At 45.7% G+C, this 15,595-nt stretch carries 17 protein-coding genes; 9 read left to right on the top strand and 8 right to left on the bottom strand.

Translation table 11 applies throughout. The features are described from left to right. Nucleotide 1: 1 nt before the first annotated feature. Genes rfaC through G4551_RS00520 form a run of 5 tightly spaced genes read left to right on the top strand, consistent with a single transcriptional unit; the run spans nt 2 to nt 5,278 of the window. Nucleotides 2–970 carry a lipopolysaccharide heptosyltransferase RfaC gene (rfaC, locus tag G4551_RS00540; protein ID WP_003837629.1) on the top strand — a complete coding sequence of 323 codons (969 nt, stop codon included), beginning with the start codon at nt 2–4 and terminating at the stop codon, nt 968–970. A 16-nt stretch (nt 971–986) separates the two neighbouring features. After that, the gene (locus G4551_RS00535) at nt 987–2,270 is read left to right on the top strand and encodes an O-antigen ligase family protein (protein WP_230323715.1); all 1,284 of its coding nucleotides are present in this window, start codon (nt 987–989) and stop codon (nt 2,268–2,270) included. Beyond that, complete coding sequence (locus G4551_RS00530) at nt 2,263–3,276, top strand: glycosyltransferase family 2 protein (RefSeq protein WP_003837623.1); 1,014 nt, start codon at nt 2,263–2,265, stop codon at nt 3,274–3,276. Before G4551_RS00535 ends, G4551_RS00530 begins: the two co-directional genes overlap by 8 nt. A 1-nt stretch (nt 3,277) precedes the next feature. Further along, on the top strand, nt 3,278–4,333 hold the full coding sequence (gene rfaQ / locus G4551_RS00525) for a lipopolysaccharide core heptosyltransferase RfaQ (protein ID WP_003837621.1): 1,056 nt from the start codon (nt 3,278–3,280) through the stop codon (nt 4,331–4,333). Next, complete coding sequence (locus tag G4551_RS00520; protein ID WP_003837619.1) at nt 4,334–5,278, top strand: glycosyltransferase family 8 protein; 945 nt, start codon at nt 4,334–4,336, stop codon at nt 5,276–5,278. Between the two features lie 30 nt (nt 5,279–5,308). Here G4551_RS00520 and G4551_RS00515 read toward each other — a convergent pair whose 3' ends face one another. Genes G4551_RS00515 through G4551_RS00500 form a run of 4 tightly spaced genes read right to left on the bottom strand, consistent with a single transcriptional unit; the run spans nt 5,309 to nt 9,310 of the window. Continuing rightward, nucleotides 5,309–6,298 carry a glycosyltransferase family 8 protein gene (locus G4551_RS00515; protein WP_003837617.1) on the bottom strand — a complete coding sequence of 330 codons (990 nt, stop codon included), beginning with the start codon at nt 6,296–6,298 and terminating at the stop codon, nt 5,309–5,311. A 47-nt stretch (nt 6,299–6,345) separates the two neighbouring features. Then, nucleotides 6,346–7,365: a glycosyltransferase family 8 protein gene (locus G4551_RS00510; protein WP_003837616.1), complete on the bottom strand. Its 1,020-nt coding sequence runs from the start codon at nt 7,363–7,365 to the stop codon at nt 6,346–6,348. A 30-nt stretch (nt 7,366–7,395) separates the two neighbouring features. Then, nucleotides 7,396–8,193 (bottom strand): lipopolysaccharide core heptose(I) kinase RfaP, encoded by a 798-nt coding sequence (rfaP, locus tag G4551_RS00505; RefSeq protein ID WP_003837614.1) that lies wholly within the window; start codon nt 8,191–8,193, stop codon nt 7,396–7,398. Continuing rightward, on the bottom strand, nt 8,186–9,310 hold the full coding sequence (locus G4551_RS00500; RefSeq protein ID WP_003837612.1) for a glycosyltransferase family 4 protein: 1,125 nt from the start codon (nt 9,308–9,310) through the stop codon (nt 8,186–8,188). Before G4551_RS00500 ends, rfaP begins: the two co-directional genes overlap by 8 nt. Nucleotides 9,311–9,734: 424 nt before the next feature. On the opposite strand from G4551_RS00500, the gene waaA reads away from it, so the two are divergent. Together waaA and coaD are read left to right on the top strand one after the other, a co-directional pair. After that, on the top strand, nt 9,735–11,012 hold the full coding sequence (gene waaA / locus G4551_RS00495; RefSeq protein ID WP_003837609.1) for a lipid IV(A) 3-deoxy-D-manno-octulosonic acid transferase: 1,278 nt from the start codon (nt 9,735–9,737) through the stop codon (nt 11,010–11,012). A gap of 8 nt (nt 11,013–11,020) precedes the next feature. Beyond that, a complete protein-coding gene (gene coaD, locus G4551_RS00490) occupies nt 11,021–11,500 on the top strand; it encodes a pantetheine-phosphate adenylyltransferase (protein ID WP_003024099.1) in 480 nt (159 codons plus the stop codon). A gap of 38 nt (nt 11,501–11,538) precedes the next feature. Here coaD and mutM read toward each other — a convergent pair whose 3' ends face one another. The 4 genes from mutM to radC form a co-directional block, all read right to left on the bottom strand. Next, nucleotides 11,539–12,348: a bifunctional DNA-formamidopyrimidine glycosylase/DNA-(apurinic or apyrimidinic site) lyase gene (mutM, locus tag G4551_RS00485; protein WP_003837608.1), complete on the bottom strand. Its 810-nt coding sequence runs from the start codon at nt 12,346–12,348 to the stop codon at nt 11,539–11,541. A 98-nt stretch (nt 12,349–12,446) separates the two neighbouring features. Beyond that, nucleotides 12,447–12,614, bottom strand: coding sequence for a 50S ribosomal protein L33 (gene rpmG / locus G4551_RS00480; protein WP_003024094.1), 168 nt, complete (start codon nt 12,612–12,614; stop codon nt 12,447–12,449). Between the two features lie 20 nt (nt 12,615–12,634). Continuing rightward, nucleotides 12,635–12,871, bottom strand: coding sequence for a 50S ribosomal protein L28 (rpmB, locus tag G4551_RS00475; protein ID WP_003024071.1), 237 nt, complete (start codon nt 12,869–12,871; stop codon nt 12,635–12,637). A gap of 218 nt (nt 12,872–13,089) precedes the next feature. After that, nucleotides 13,090–13,755 (bottom strand): RadC family protein, encoded by a 666-nt coding sequence (gene radC / locus G4551_RS00470; protein WP_003837605.1) that lies wholly within the window; start codon nt 13,753–13,755, stop codon nt 13,090–13,092. Nucleotides 13,756–13,926: 171 nt separating this feature from the next. Between radC and coaBC the strand changes: the two genes are divergently transcribed. Then, a complete protein-coding gene (coaBC, locus tag G4551_RS00465; protein WP_003024066.1) occupies nt 13,927–15,147 on the top strand; it encodes a bifunctional phosphopantothenoylcysteine decarboxylase/phosphopantothenate--cysteine ligase CoaBC in 1,221 nt (406 codons plus the stop codon). Beyond that, complete coding sequence (dut, locus tag G4551_RS00460; protein ID WP_006687626.1) at nt 15,125–15,583, top strand: dUTP diphosphatase; 459 nt, start codon at nt 15,125–15,127, stop codon at nt 15,581–15,583. The genes coaBC and dut overlap by 23 nt, the downstream gene beginning before the upstream one ends. Nucleotides 15,584–15,595 lie beyond the last annotated feature (12 nt).

The following is a 15,595-nucleotide window of genomic DNA, read 5'->3' as shown; positions in this document are numbered from 1 at the left end:
GATGCGGGTTCTGATCGTTAAAACGTCGTCTATGGGCGATGTACTGCATACGTTGCCCGCATTAACCGATGCGCAGCAGGCTATTCCGGGTATTCAATTTGATTGGGTGGTGGAAGAAGGATTCGCGCAGATCCCTTCCTGGCATGCAGCCGTTGACCGGGTCATCCCAGTGGCGATTCGCCGCTGGCGTAAAGCCTGGTTTTCAGCGCCGATTAAAGCCGAGCGTAAAGCGTTTCGCGATGCGGTACGTTTGCAGCAGTATGACGCGATAATTGATGCGCAGGGTCTGGTTAAAAGTGCGGCGTTGGTGACGCGTCTGGCACGTGGCGTCAAGCATGGTATGGACTGGAGTACGGCCCGCGAGCCGCTGGCTAGCCTGTTTTATAATCGCAAACATCACATTGCCAAACAGCAGCACGCGGTAGAACGTACGCGTGAATTGTTCGCCAAAAGTCTGGGATATGCCAAACCGCAGTCGCAGGGTGATTACGCTATCGCTCAGCATTTTGTGAATGAATGTAATGCTGATACAGGCCAATATGCCGTATTTCTGCATGCCACAACACGTGATGATAAGCACTGGCCAGAAGCCAACTGGCGGGAGCTGATTGAGCTGTTAAATAATACGGGCATCCGTATTAAACTCCCCTGGGGCGCCCCTCATGAAGAAGAGCGTGCCAAAAGGCTGGCGGAAGGTTTTCCCTACGTTGATGTCCTGCCGCGAATGAGTCTGGAAGAGGTTGCTCGCATTCTGGCGGGGGCAAAGTTTGTGGTGTCGGTTGATACAGGTCTCAGCCATTTAACCGCCGCCTTGGATCGCCCCAATATTACGTTGTATGGCCCGACAGACCCGGGATTGATTGGTGGATATGGGAAGAATCAATACACACAGCAGAGCCATTCCGGAAAATTGCAGGATCTGGACGCAAGCTTAGTCAACGTATCGCTAATTGATAATAATTTGCTTTAACTTTAAGAGACGAACCATGCTTCGCCAACACATGTTTTCTCGTTTTGTTTGTAGTATAAAAAATAATCCATTCGATTTTATATACGTCTTATTTTATGCTGGGATCCTGGCAACTCTTGCGATGGTCCTGGTCAATCCAGATGAAGCGCTGAAGGTATTTATTTTCTCCACGGCTCTGTCTCTGCCGCTCATAGGAAAAAATATAAAGCATGTGTGCAGTAACAAACAAAATCTGGTTTTGCCTGTTATGTTGCTGCTCTTTGGTTTACTCCAGATTATTTGGGTAGAAGTATTTAAACAATCTGGCTCAGCCTTTACCGGTGCCTATCGTTCATACCAGAACGGTGGCAAAGTGATGATTTTTGCCGCACTGGTTATGACAGCTCTGACCACGCGAGAGCCGTGTGCCAACAAAACTCGCATTACCAGTCTCTGGACGATTCTTACCGCAATAGGCTTGTATCTTTTCGCAGGCTACGAGGCTGCCGGAGCACCAGATATTATGACCTACCGTGTTGCTCTCGGTTTTGAACACCAAACCGGCACAGCCTACGCTCTGACGCTAATTGCATTATTAGCATCCCAGGCCATTATTAATCTCCGTCTAAAACACACCGTTGCACTCTATCTGTTACATTTTTTGATATCGCTGGCAGTCATCATCACAACGCAAACTCGGGCTGCTATTTTGGTATACCCGATCCTGAGTGTCGGCCTATTCCTGATGTACTATCGTCACAACCGCACCATGCTATTAAGGGCACTGCTGGGTTTTGTAATACTGGTGGGAATTGCTGCGATTCCCTTAAAACCAATCATTGAAAGCCGCTACCAGAACTTCCTGGTCGATCTGCACTCTTATAATCAAAACAATAGTAATACTTCTATCGGCGCGCGACTGGCGATGCAACGGGCAGGGATTGAATCTGGGAACGGTCATGACTGGGGGCAGTCACTTGAACAACGCGGAGCAGAAATTCAGCGACTTGCCGTGCAAGATACTTCCTTACAAGGGGCACTTGAGTTCATTAACGTCCACCTGCATAACGAAGTCATTGATACCTTCTCGCTAAAGGGCATCCCTGGGGTTGTTGTGCTACTCTTGCTCTATATCGCTATGTTTTTAACAGCTTACTGGCAACGTAGTCCCTTGTTGTTCGTTATCTCAGGCGCAATCGCTATCTATGGCTTGAGTGATTTATTATTGTATGCCAAAGGTGAAGCCCTGAGCAGCGTACTGGCGTTATGTGTAGCAGCAGTACTGAGCTCGAATCCAACAAGAGAACGATGCCATGGTTAACACTTCCGGTTATTTACTGAGCATTATTATACCTACATACAACAACGCTGAACTCATCACAGCGACATTGGCGTCTATACATCAGAGCATCACCGATGATGTAGAGGTAATAATTGTTAATGATGGCTCTACGGATTTAACCGAAGAGCGTATAAATGCGTTTTACCGCGAAAAAGATTGCCATAATGTTAAATATATAAGCCAAAAAAATCAGGGCGTTGCAATCACTCGTAACGTTGGGCTTGCCCATGCGACAGGGAAATATATTGGCTTTGTAGACAGTGATGATATTGTCTGCCAGAATTATTTTACAATTCTCCTGCCTAAGTTAAGAGACGAAAAATATGACATTATCGAATTTAACTTAACTCGAGATATAAACAATTTGTATAAAAACGCGCCGGAAATGGAAAACAACATTGCCCAGCGCGAAATAATATTATCAGATGATAATTACGCCCCTCTGTTACCAACATTCAAGGCTGGGCAATGGCATCTGATGACAAAAATCTTTCACCGCAATATCATTGGTAGCGATAAGTTCGAGGAACATCATCGCTACGAAGACGTGATTTTTTGCCCATTCCAGTATTTTAAATGCAATAAGATTCTAAAAATCGAGAATAAGCTATATTACTACCGAGTAAATGATAAAAGCATTACCGAGAACATTATTGATAGTGACGCTGACAGCATCTTCTTTGCTATGCGAAAAATGTATAAATATATTAATGAAAATAGATCTAAGCGTACTGTTGCGACATTTATGATTATCAATTGTTTTCTCGAAGGACGTAAAATTTTACGCAAGAAAAAGGGCTATTATCGTTATAGCGAAAGTATGCTAAATGACATTCAGAATGCACTTGCATGCTGCGATACGAAAATCGTTAAGAAGAAAATAATTCTGAAGATGAAATATCCCCATATCGATCGTTCTATTTCTGAAACAAGATATAAGATACTATCTGCTTGTAAAAGCTTATTCTTGCGAAAGGGATTTTAACATGTTTGAAAAAGTTGACCGGGTTCTTATTTGCAAGCTGAAGTTTTATGGGGATGTTCTGCTAACTACACCTGTTATTGCCAGCATTCGGGCTCGTTATCCGCAAGCTAAGATCGATCTGCTACTCTATAAAGATACCAAAGCAATCTTAGCCGCCCATAAAGATATTAATAATTTTTATCTGATTGAGAAAAAGCAGGGCCTGCTGTCAACAGTGAAAAATTACCTTTCAGTGCGTAAACAACTGAAGAAAAATCACTACGACCTGATCGTTAACCTCACCGAACAATGGCCGATCGGCGCTCTTATAGCCTCTTTACGTTGCCCTTCAATTGCTTTTGAGCGCGAAAAAGATCTGTGGAATCGACTTTTTACGCGCGTAACGCCATTCATTGGTACGCATATTGTTGAACAAAATTTATCTATTCTAAAAGGTATCGGGTTTAGCGAAACAGAACTGAAGAAAGAGATGTCGCTGAGTTATCGTCAGGACGATTATCAACATCTGGTATCCCTGTTACCCACGTTGCCAGCGCAGAAATATGTCGTTATTCAGCCCACTGCCAGGCAAGAGTTTAAATGCTGGGATGATGATAAATTCGCGCATGTTATAGACCACCTGCACCAACGAGGTCTGCACGTCTATCTTACCTGTGGGCCAGCGCTAAGTGAGCAGCAGCAGGTTCAGCGCATTGCTGAACTGTGTCAATCTTCCCCTGACCTGACGCTGGCAGGTAAAACCACCTTTTTGCAGTTGGCTGCATTGATCGATCATGCAGTTTTGTACATTGGTGTCGATTCTGCACCGATGCATATGGCAGCAGCGCTAAAGACACCACAGGTCTGCCTGTTTGGCGCCACCAATTATCAACAGTGGAAGCCATGGTCGGATAAAGCCGTTTTGATTTGGGCTGGCGATTATCATCCGATGCCTTCTCGGGATGAACTCGATCGGTCAAAAAAATATCTGACATGGATACCGGAACAGGCCGTGATTGACGCTATCGATACGGTACTTCATGATAGTGGCTTTAATAAAAGTAATGAGAAAGCATAAATGGACAACAAAAATAACGTCATTAATATTGCTTACTGCACGGATGCCAATTATCTGGAATATGTAGCAGTGTCCATTATGTCTGTCATAATGAACAACCCGGAACAGGACCTGTCATTTTTTGTCTTTGTCTATGACGTTACTGACGAAGAAATCAATAAACTGCGTTCAACCAGTGATAAAATTCAGGTTATCAATATCGATAAAGAAGAGATTGAAAAGTATAATAATGACTTTGCAATCAAACACTTGAACCGTTCGACCTATATGCGTCTGGCCGTACCGCGCTTACTAAAAGATACAGTTGAGCGTTTTATCTACTTAGATGCCGATACCCTGTGTTTTGATAAGCTAAATGACATTAACAGCATTGATATCAGCAACGTCATTTGTGCTGTCAGTCACGACTCTCTCGATATTCACGATACAAAAAATGCCAAGCGTCTGGGCCTTAGTACTGGTCATTATTTCAATGCTGGTTTTTTGTATATTAACATTGAAAACTGGATCAAGTTTGATATTGAAAACAAAGCAAACACCGTGTTATTTGAACAAGGTAAATCCTTGCCTTACTTTGACCAAGATGCACTCAATATCGCAATAGATGGTAACGTTAAGTTTATTGATAACCGATGGAATTTTTTGTTCAACTGGTTTACCGATCAACAAAAAGAGATATTCTTCTACCAAAAAGATATTCTGCCAAGAATTATCCACTTCACTGGTGGAAGGAAGCCCTGGTATAAAGAACATACTGGGCTTTCACAGCAACTTTATCTCTTCTACCATCATTTCACGCCATGGCGAAATACTGCATTGCGCTCCTATGCTCCACGCATGAGACCTACTGATTATCGGGTCTATTCACGCCAGGAAGCTAAAAAAGGGAATTATTGCGCCTCGATCAAATGGTATTTGAAATACCTTAAGACTAAATTACGTTAATAAAAAACTCCCTTACGGGAGTTTTTTTACTTACTTTTTTAATTTTTCCCACAAATAACCAATATAGCTTATTATCGAGGCGAAATACTTCCCTTGTAATCTTTCATGCCTTGATTTCTTTTTATATTGTTTTGGCGTTCTGGCGGGTAACAATGGAACATCCGCCCAAGGCGAAGCCTTCCAGGCGTCAACAAAAAACTGTGCTGAAGGATAATTTGCCCATGAATTCCAGGGTTTAGTCACGCCAACATAGTGAATTAGAATAGTATCAGGTGTAATATATTCTTTATATTTCGCAAGATCTCTGCTTTTTAATTCTTGCTTAATTCCATAGATAGCATTGAACCTTCGCTCCAGAAAAATTACTTTCTTAAAGAAAAGAATATTCAAGACATCCTGATCCGGGAATGAAAGTTTATTATTTTTGTCTAATAAGATATCAAAAGCTGCATTGATAAAATTCTGCTTTTTCCACTTTTTTAGGTTTGCAAATATGACACCTGAATTGAAATAATCTTTATTTATCTCAATATCTCTGGCAGGGCTATCATCCACATCGGTAATTACCGCTGCAACATGTTCTCCAAGATCAATCTGCGTGAGTTCAAAAAGTGAACCTTTACACATTACATCCGCATCAATGTATAAAAGTGAATCAATTTTCTCACCAAGATATTCAAAGGCAATAAACCTGAAGTACATTGCGTGTGACCAAGCGTGACCACTTGGCAAAACTTTTAACTCATTAGCATCCATAACATAAATTGAGATGTTTGTGGAAAATTGCTCTGCTAATTTAGCAATTCGCTGCTGGTAATCAGCATCAATGTAGTCAGTAAAAAGATGAAAATGGATATTTAAATCTTTATTATTCAATAGTACCGATGTCATCGAAATTGCAGCACCAAACATAAAATTCCTGTCAACACCCCAGGCGATGTTAAGTTGTATTTTCTGTTCGGTCGGCGCTTGATTAAACTCAAGTATCTTTTTTATAGACTGATGACAATCAAAGTTCATTCGCTACACCTATTTAATCGATTATCAATAAGTTACTGTTTCTATATTCAATATGCTTTTGAATTGTGTAACTTATTTTTTATATACATTACATGACTAAGTACCGAGCGAATATATTTACGCTGCACTCTTTCATGCCGTGACTTACGTTTATACAACTTTGCTGTATTTGCATTTAACAAGGCTTGTTCCGCCCATGCGGATTTTTTATATGCTTCGATGAAGTATTTAGCTACCGGATATTTAGCCCATGTATGCCATGGTTTAGTGACACCGACGTAATGTATTAAAACAGTATCCTCAGTAATATAATCCTGGTATATTTTATCGTTTTTATTTTTTAGCTCCTGATCTACACCATAAATGCAGTTAAAATCTCGTCTCAGGAAAATCACATTACCAACGAACAATATATTTAGGACATCTTGGTCAAAATACAGAAGTTCCTTTTGGCGTTTATCTAAGATAGAAAAAGCCTTCGTCAATAACTGCTGCTCACGCCAAACTTCCAGATTCGCAAACACCACTCCGGAGTTAAAGTACCCATTACTCAGTTCAGGAATACCGAGCCTATTGCCGGACTTAGTACGTACTTCATCAATATCATTGATAACAGCGGCATATTCTCCACAGAAATTAATCTCGGTAAGCTCGCGAAGAGAGCCTTTGCAAATAACATCTGCATCAAGATACAGTACGGAGCTTAACTCTGTGCTTAAATATTCAAATGCGAAATAACGATAGTACATTGCATAAGTCCATGCTTTTGTACTCGGCAGTTCACGAAACGCCGCGTTATCGAACACAAGAACCGTCACAGTCGTACTATACATTTGGGTCAGGCGTTTTACACTCTTCAGATAATCGTCATCTATATAGTCTGTTACTATATAAAAGTGAATATCGATATCAGGGTTATTCACTAATACTGAGGTCATTGAAATACCAGAGCCAAATAAAAAATTACGGTCGACACCATACGCAACACTTAATTTTTTACTCTTCTCATGCGTAGAGCTGTCTATGACGTGTTTTTGGATAACTAGCTTTTGGAAATCAATGTTCATAGTAAAATGGCCTCAAACTTCATGTGTTATTTATAGCGCTTTTCTAATTGTTCTTTGTCTTATTTTTTGCGCTTTTGTGACAGCCTGTTCAAACAACCTGACTTCCTGACGAAAGATTTCACGTAGTGGCTTCGAAAAATAGACACGTAAAAAACGGTAGATATCTCTGGACGTCAACCCGATCTCAAGTGAAGAGAAATAGAGTCCAATCAGATCCTTATCCCGCCAGCGGCGTGGCACATGCTGGCGTATTTGTGCACGATGCAAATCAATTACGGAAAGTTTGATATTCGCAACGTCTTCCGGCATCGGCTGCTGGAGCAGGAAATGGCATATATAGCAATCCCGGTGATTTACCCCGCCCCGATGCATTTTACCCACCATTTCTGCCACCCGGGTAATAATTGTCCGTTTTAATACATAATCAGGGGGCTCAACTTTCCACCTTGAACAAAAATCTTCAAGGCTGATAGCAGGAGAGAGATCTTCAGTGATGATAAATGAGGTGCGCTCTAACGGATTCAGTCCTTTCTGCCCAAATGCCACGCCGGTCATGGTGTCAACACTCAGTTCCTGTAAGCGATGAATTGCCAGCCACTCCCGGTCTGCGCCCAGTACAGGCATACGTAAAGATATAAGATTCTTCACCACTTCTTTAAGCGTGGTTCCATGATGATATTTAAGAAAATAACCCTTACCCATCATCTCAAAACGTAGGGTACGTCGTGTTTCCAGGGCGCGAAAAACCTCACCGTTCAGCTTAGCGACTTCAGTAAACGGGTCTTTTCCTTGCCACTGCGTGGCAAATGGTTCTTTTAATTCAATCATTCTTAGGACCTAAAATGATATCTGCAGCTTTATCTGCCAAGCTGTAGAGATCTTTTGTATCAGCAAAATGCCGTGCGTTCCCGGCCCAACGACTTCTCTGCTCATTATTTTGCAGCGCATCGAAAAGTGCTGTATTCAGATTTTCCTGCTCAAAAGGTTCAGGAATCACCACCCCACATTGGGCGGCGTTGATATAACCCGCATAGCCGCAAACTTCGGTAGTTAATACCGGCAGCCCGGCAACTACAGCTTCTAGCAAGACAATACCGGCGGCTTCCTGTACAGCTGGGTGAAGTAATAAATCAGCAGCAGACATCAATTCTGCTACATCGTCCCGCCCCGAGAAGAACTGCACTTGTTCTTCAACCCCCAATTGACGAGCCTGAGCGCGATAGCGATCGGCCTTATCCTGACCAACAACCATCAATCGTGTGCGGTGGCGAATGACATCAGGCAAAGAAGCCAACGCCTGTAATGTTCTTGGCACGCCTTTGCGTTTGAAATCGGAACCTACCTGTAAGAGCAAGAACTGATCGAGACCAATACCATTTTTTTCTCTAACAATCAGCCGGCTGTTTTCAGGTTGCTGGCTGTACTTTCTGTCAGGGTAGATTCCTGGAGGCAGAATACGAAAGCGCTGGCTCTCAGTTTGGTAATGATGTTTGAAGTCACCAATTTGTTTATCGGTTAACATCAAAAGCGTAGTGCCGACACCCTGCTGAAATACGGCTTTTTCAAATGCAGAGTAGTGTCGGTACCTGCGCGTCAATTTGTAGAAAAAGCCTTTCTCGCGGGCAACCTTTTCCGCATAGCAAACGTCCGCAGCGTAATACACATCCAGGCCAGGCATTTTATTAAAACCAACGACACGATCGACGGGATGTTGAGTTAAATAATTCTGAACCCACTGATAATATTGCTCGTTTTTCCCATGATTCGTTCTGGATGTAACGGGGACGAGTATAATCTCCAGCCCTTCCGGACGCTCGCCCTGCCATGACTGGGTAAATACCTGAACATGATGCCCACGAGAAGCAACCGTCAGCGCTACCCGCAAGAAATCACGCTGTAACCCACCATAGGGAAAATACTTGTACAAACAAAAAGCAATATTCATGCATTAATATCCGCATCGCGTCGCCAGGCATATCAGGTTTGAAGCATCAGAATCGTGTAATCCTTGCCTAAAGCATCCAAAGATGACTTTCTGTGCTTTCGAAACGTTTCTGCCCGCTAGCTACCTGAAATTGCGCAGTAGTATATCATTTATTATCAAGCATTCCGAAATGAATATTTTTTAAACAAAAAACAAAATAAACCATTAGAAACATACAGATAAATAAGACACCAGTTCATCAGGAAACGCACACCGCACAAGAGGTTAAGACATATAAATGCGGCCATGTGCATTTTTGAAATAGCCATCAGCGAAATCAGTTCCCCACCAATTCCATCGTTTTGATACAACCTGGATAAAAATGATGGTAAAGCCATAGTTAAATACATAGAATCCCCAGCACATTCATAAGTCAGCTACCATTATGCTCGAATTGCTTTACACCGCCCTTTTCTACCTTATTCAGCCTTTGATCTGGATACGGCTTTGGGTGCGCGGACGTAAGGCTCCGGCCTACCGTAAACGCTGGGGCGAACGCTACGGCTTTTATCGCCGCCCGCTAAAACCCGGCGGGATCATGCTTCATTCGGTTTCTGTGGGCGAAACGCTGGCTGCAATCCCATTAGTTCGCGCTCTGCGCCACCGTTATCCCGACTTGCCGATCACGGTCACCACCATGACGCCAACCGGTTCCGAGCGCGTACAATCTGCTTTTGGCACTGATGTTCAGCATATTTATCTGCCTTACGATTTACCGGATGCCCTGAACCGTTTTCTGAATAAAGTTGACCCCAAACTGGTGTTAATTATGGAAACCGAGCTGTGGCCAAATCTGATCGCGGCACTCCATAAGCGTCACATTCCTCTGGTCATTGCCAACGCACGTCTTTCTGCTCGTTCAGCCGCTGGCTATGCGAAATTAGGTAAATTTGTTGGCAGACTACTGCGTCGAATTACGTTAATTGCCGCACAAAACGAAGAAGATGGCGCACGTTTTATTACGCTTGGCGCCAGAAGCAATCAGGTCACCGTTACTGGCAGCCTGAAGTTTGATATATCCGTCACGCCACAACTGGCTGCAAAAGCGGTGACATTACGTCGTCAATGGGCTCCTCACCGCCCGGTATGGATTGCAACCAGCACCCACGACGGCGAAGAAAGCATCATCATTGCCGCCCATCAGGCGTTATTAAATCAGTTCCCGAATCTTTTACTAATTCTGGTTCCCAGACATCCTGAACGGTTCCCGGATGCAATTAACCTCGTACGCCAGGCTGGGCTAAGCTATACCACTCGTTCTTCGGGTGAAGTTCCGTCCTCAGGCACTCAGGTTGTGATCGGTGATACCATGGGTGAGCTGATGTTGCTGTATGGCATTGCCGACCTTGCTTTTGTCGGCGGTTCACTGGTTGAACGTGGTGGGCACAATCCACTGGAAGCCGCAGCACATGCTATTCCAGTGCTGATGGGACCACATACGTTTAATTTTAAAGATATTTGCGCCCGCCTCGAACAGGCAAGCGGATTGATCACCGTCACCGACGCACCTACGCTGGTAAAAGAAGTATCTTCTTTACTGACCGATGCAGATTATCGTAATTTTTATGGCCGTCACGCAGTTGAAGTTCTGTATCAAAACCAGGGCGCGTTACAGCGTCTGCTGCAGCTGCTGGAACCTTATCTGCCACCCAAAACGCATTGAGGCAAGCCATGCAAAAACGGGCGATTTATCCAGGAACCTTTGATCCCATAACTAACGGCCATCTTGATATCGTGACGCGTGCGACCAGCATGTTCGATCACGTGATCCTGGCGATTGCCGCAAGTCCCAGTAAAAAACCGATGTTTACCCTTGAAGAGCGCGTCGAGCTGGCGCAACAGGCAACGGCGCATCTCGGCAATGTGGAAGTTCTGGGATTCAGCGACTTAATGGCAAATTTTGCCCGTGATAATCAGGCTAACATTCTGATCCGAGGCCTACGCGCGGTAGCAGATTTTGAGTATGAAATGCAGCTGGCGCACATGAACCGCCACCTAATGCCGCAACTGGAAAGCGTCTTTCTGATGCCGTCTAAAGAGTGGTCATTTATCTCATCGTCACTGGTGAAAGAAGTCGCCCGCCATCAGGGTGATGTGACGCACTTTCTGCCGGAAAACGTCCATCAGGCGTTAATGAGTAAGTTGAAGTAATGTGCCTGGCCGGATGCTGCATCCGGCCAGCAATGAAACTATTTCTGACAGCGACGGCAATAGAACGTTGTACGCTGGGCGTGTTTTGTCGCAACAATCGGTGCGCCACATGCGCGGCAAGGTTCACCTTCTCTCCCATAGACCTGCAGCTCCTGGGCAAAATAGCCCGGCTTACCGTCACTTTGCAGAAAGTCCTTCAGCGTCGTCCCGCCCTGCTCGATAGAACGCAGCAAAACCGCCTTGATAACGCGTACCAGCAGTTCACACTCATCTTTCGACAGCGATGATGCCAGACGGTCAGGATGGATACCAGCCGCAAACAGCGACTCGCTGGCATAGATGTTTCCCACCCCCACCACCAGCTTGTTATCCATCAGCCAGGGTTTAATCGCCGTTTTCTTCTTTGCACATTTCTGCTGTAGATAACCGGCGTTGAAATCGTCACTCAGCGGCTCAGGGCCAAGATGGGCGAGGACATTATGTCCATCCAGCTCTTTAGTCCACAGCCAGGCACCAAAGCGACGGGGATCGGTATAACGCAGAACTTTGCCATTACTCATCACTAAGTCAACGTGGTCGTGCTTATCTGCCGGAAGCTCTTCAGGAAGGATACGCAAACTACCCGACATCCCCAGATGAATGATTACCCAGCCATCCGGCAGCTCCAGAAGCAGGTATTTTGCGCGCCGCTGTACGCTCAGGACAGCTTTATCGCTCAGGCGATAGATTTCCTCTGATACCGGCCAACGCAAACGACCGTTACGCACAGTCGCGTGCATAATCGTTGCCCCCACCAGATGCGGCTCAATCCCACGGCGACTGGTTTCGACTTCAGGTAATTCAGGCATAGTATCTCCGGCGGTGTATCAGGTCTCATTAATATGGGGACGGCCAGAAAACAAAAAACCCCGCCGAGGCGAGGTTTTTTGCTACATCGAAACTAAAATTATTTGATTTTAGCTTCTTTGTACAGTACGTGCTGGCGTACGACTGGATCGAATTTTTTCAGTTCCAGTTTTTCCGGCTTAGTACGTTTGTTCTTCGTAGTGGTATAGAAATGACCAGTACCAGCAGAAGAAACCAGCTTGATTTTCTCACGAATACCTTTAGCCATGATTTATTTCCTCTTAGTACTTAGTACTTTTCGCCACGGGCACGCAGTTCAGACAGAACTGTTTCGATGCCTTTCTTATCAATTACACGCATACCTTTAGCAGATACACGCAGGGTGACAAAACGCTTCTCGCTCTCAACCCAAAAACGGTGAGAGTGCAGGTTCGGCAGGAAACGGCGTTTAGTCGCGTTCAGTGCGTGGGAACGGTTGTTACCGGTCACCGGACGCTTGCCAGTAACTTGGCAGACTCGGGACATGTCTATTCTCCAAAAATCAAATTAGCTCGAGCTTCGTATGGGGTATCGGCGCCTCGTCAGGCTTTACAGCCCGGTCATCGCATAGTTCTAAGTGAACTCTCGATTGCCAGGCCCAAATGCCAAACCCGAGATTCTCAAAGGTGGCGTAGTATACGCTGACCCGGCGTTATGCTCAAGTCCCGAACAGACAAAGATCCCGATGGATCGCGTAAAGTGCGTTAAATCCAACCGCGTTCCGCAAAAGAAACGTACTCTCCGCGCCCAATGACCAGATGATCAAGCACCCGGATATCCATGAACTGACAGCATTTCACAACACGCTCGGTGATGAGTTTATCTGCTTTACTCGGCTCTGCACACCCCGAAGGGTGATTATGCGCAAGGATCACGGCGGAAGCATTCATTTTTATCGCTTCGCGGACAATTTCTCGCGGATGTACCTCGACGTGGCTTAGTGTCCCGGAAAAAAGTTTGCTGTGTTTAATCACTTGATGTTGAGAATCCATAAAGATCACCAGAAAGATCTCGCGTTCCTCTTGCGAGAGCTGGCTTTGCAGAAATTCACGCGCCATTTCCGGGCTAAGTAAAGCACGCTCCTCTATCACTCGCACGTTGTAGTAGCGTCTTGCCAGCTCCGCAATACCCTTCAACTGTGCATACTTCGCGATACCGATTCCCGGAACATAGCTAAAATCCATGTAATCAGCAGACAACAAGCCATACAACGACTCAAAATGCTGAAGCATCTCTTTCGCTAGCGTAAGCACATCTTTACCCTGAATGCCGGTACGTAAAAAAAGCGCCAGTAACTCAACATCAGTCAGCGAACTGGCCCCCTGTGCCAACAGCTTTTCCCTGGGCATCATACTTCCTGTATTGTCCATACTTTTCCCTCCTTTCGCGTCCGCATAGTGGCATAACACCGACGGTGAATCGACGCGCTGTTTTCACTTCTTCGTAGTGCCTCGCAAAGTAGAAGGCGGTCAAAAGCACGACACATTGCGGATTGTGATAAAATATCTGCCTTCTGGTGAAACCCAACAGGAAAGATCATGATGAGCCTGGCCGGTAAAAAAATCGTACTTGGCGTCAGTGGCGGGATTGCTGCGTACAAGACCCCTGAGCTGGTGCGTCGTTTACGGGAACGCGGCGCTGACGTCCGCGTGGCAATGACCGAAGCGGCAAAAGCATTTATTACTCCCCTGAGTTTACAGGCAGTTTCAGGTTATCCCGTTTCCGACAGCCTGCTTGATCCTGCAGCCGAAGCTGCGATGGGCCACATTGAGCTGGGAAAATGGGCCGATTTGGTCATCCTGGCGCCCGCTACAGCAGACCTGATTGCTCGTGTCGCCGCAGGTATGGCCAACGACCTGGTGTCAACGATTTGTCTGGCAACGCCTGCTTCTGTTGCTGTACTGCCAGCCATGAACCAGCAGATGTACCGTGCAGCCGCGACCCAGCACAATCTGGGTATTCTTGCCTCACGCGGTTTGCTCATTTGGGGCCCGGACAGCGGTAGCCAGGCATGTGGCGATGTCGGTCCTGGACGTATGCTGGATCCGTTAACGATTGTGGATATGGCGGCAGAACATTTTTCGCCTGTCAACGATCTGCAACATCTCAACATCATGATTACGGCGGGTCCGACGCGTGAACCGCTTGATCCCGTGCGTTATATTTCCAACCATAGCTCCGGGAAGATGGGATTTGCTATCGCGGCAGCTGCAGCAAAGCGCGGGGCAAACGTCACACTGGTATCGGGTCCGGTTTCGTTATCCACACCACCATTTGTTCAGCGGGTTGATGTGATGACCGCGTTGGAAATGGAAGCCGCTGTGCAGTCTGCAGTGCAACAACAGCATATTTTTATCGGCTGCGCTGCAGTCGCTGATTATCGCGCTGAAACTGTCGCCCACGAAAAAATAAAAAAACAAGCGACGCAGGGTGATGAATTAACTGTAAAAATGGTCAAAAACCCGGACATTATCGCCGGTGTTGCCGCACTGGATGCTAACCGTCCTTTTGTCGTTGGGTTTGCCGCCGAAACAAATAATGTGGAAGAATATGCCCGGCAAAAACGCATCCGCAAAAACCTTGATGTGATCTGTGCGAACGACGTTTCGCTGTCAACTCAAGGGTTTAACAGCGATAGCAACGCATTACACCTTTTTTGGCAGGATGGAGACAAAGTCTTACCGCTTGAGCGTAAAGAACTCCTGGGCCAATTATTACTCGACGAGATCGTGACCCGTTATGATGAAAAAAATCGACGTTAAGATTCTGGACCCGCGCGTAGGGCAACAATTTCCGCTCCCGACGTACGCCACTTCTGGTTCTGCCGGACTTGACCTGCGTGCTTGTCTTGATGACGCCGTAGAACTGGCACCGGGCGCAACAACGCTGGTGCCAACCGGGTTAGCTATCCACATTGCCGATCCTTCTCTGGCAGCGGTGATGCTCCCGCGCTCCGGATTGGGCCATAAGCACGGTATCGTGCTGGGCAATCTGGTTGGTTTGATTGATTCCGACTACCAGGGCCAACTGATGGTGTCCATCTGGAACCGTGGTCAGGACAGCTTCACTATTGAGCCGGGCGAACGTATCGCGCAGATGGTATTTGTACCGGTCGTGCAGGCTGAATTTAATCTGGTGGAAGAGTTTGAAGCCACCGATCGTGGCGAAGGTGGCTTCGGCCATTCCGGGCGCAAGTAACCCGCAGAAAAG

This window comes from Citrobacter freundii ATCC 8090 = MTCC 1658 = NBRC 12681 (genome assembly GCF_011064845.1).
GTDB classification, from domain to species: Bacteria; Pseudomonadota; Gammaproteobacteria; order Enterobacterales; family Enterobacteriaceae; genus Citrobacter; species Citrobacter freundii.
The sequence above is the reverse complement of the archived record's forward strand: the minus strand, read 5'-3'. Positions and strand labels throughout refer to the sequence as shown.

What these genes read in the sequence shown, in the direction of transcription:
- rfaC (WP_003837629.1), top strand. Translation starts at nt 2, where the DNA reads ATGCGGGTTCTGATCGTTAAAACGTCGTCTATGGGCGATGTACTGCAT.
- G4551_RS00535 (WP_230323715.1), top strand. Translation starts at nt 987, where the DNA reads ATGCTTCGCCAACACATGTTTTCTCGTTTTGTTTGTAGTATAAAAAAT.
- G4551_RS00530 (WP_003837623.1), top strand. Translation starts at nt 2,263, where the DNA reads ATGGTTAACACTTCCGGTTATTTACTGAGCATTATTATACCTACATAC.
- rfaQ (WP_003837621.1), top strand. Translation starts at nt 3,278, where the DNA reads ATGTTTGAAAAAGTTGACCGGGTTCTTATTTGCAAGCTGAAGTTTTAT.
- G4551_RS00520 (WP_003837619.1), top strand. Translation starts at nt 4,334, where the DNA reads ATGGACAACAAAAATAACGTCATTAATATTGCTTACTGCACGGATGCC.
- G4551_RS00515 (WP_003837617.1), bottom strand. Translation starts at nt 6,298, where the DNA reads ATGAACTTTGATTGTCATCAGTCTATAAAAAAGATACTTGAGTTTAAT.
- G4551_RS00510 (WP_003837616.1), bottom strand. Translation starts at nt 7,365, where the DNA reads ATGAACATTGATTTCCAAAAGCTAGTTATCCAAAAACACGTCATAGAC.
- rfaP (WP_003837614.1), bottom strand. Translation starts at nt 8,193, where the DNA reads ATGATTGAATTAAAAGAACCATTTGCCACGCAGTGGCAAGGAAAAGAC.
- G4551_RS00500 (WP_003837612.1), bottom strand. Translation starts at nt 9,310, where the DNA reads ATGAATATTGCTTTTTGTTTGTACAAGTATTTTCCCTATGGTGGGTTA.
- waaA (WP_003837609.1), top strand. Translation starts at nt 9,735, where the DNA reads ATGCTCGAATTGCTTTACACCGCCCTTTTCTACCTTATTCAGCCTTTG.
- coaD (WP_003024099.1), top strand. Translation starts at nt 11,021, where the DNA reads ATGCAAAAACGGGCGATTTATCCAGGAACCTTTGATCCCATAACTAAC.
- mutM (WP_003837608.1), bottom strand. Translation starts at nt 12,348, where the DNA reads ATGCCTGAATTACCTGAAGTCGAAACCAGTCGCCGTGGGATTGAGCCG.
- rpmG (WP_003024094.1), bottom strand. Translation starts at nt 12,614, where the DNA reads ATGGCTAAAGGTATTCGTGAGAAAATCAAGCTGGTTTCTTCTGCTGGT.
- rpmB (WP_003024071.1), bottom strand. Translation starts at nt 12,871, where the DNA reads ATGTCCCGAGTCTGCCAAGTTACTGGCAAGCGTCCGGTGACCGGTAAC.
- radC (WP_003837605.1), bottom strand. Translation starts at nt 13,755, where the DNA reads ATGGACAATACAGGAAGTATGATGCCCAGGGAAAAGCTGTTGGCACAG.
- coaBC (WP_003024066.1), top strand. Translation starts at nt 13,927, where the DNA reads ATGAGCCTGGCCGGTAAAAAAATCGTACTTGGCGTCAGTGGCGGGATT.
- dut (WP_006687626.1), top strand. Translation starts at nt 15,125, where the DNA reads ATGATGAAAAAAATCGACGTTAAGATTCTGGACCCGCGCGTAGGGCAA.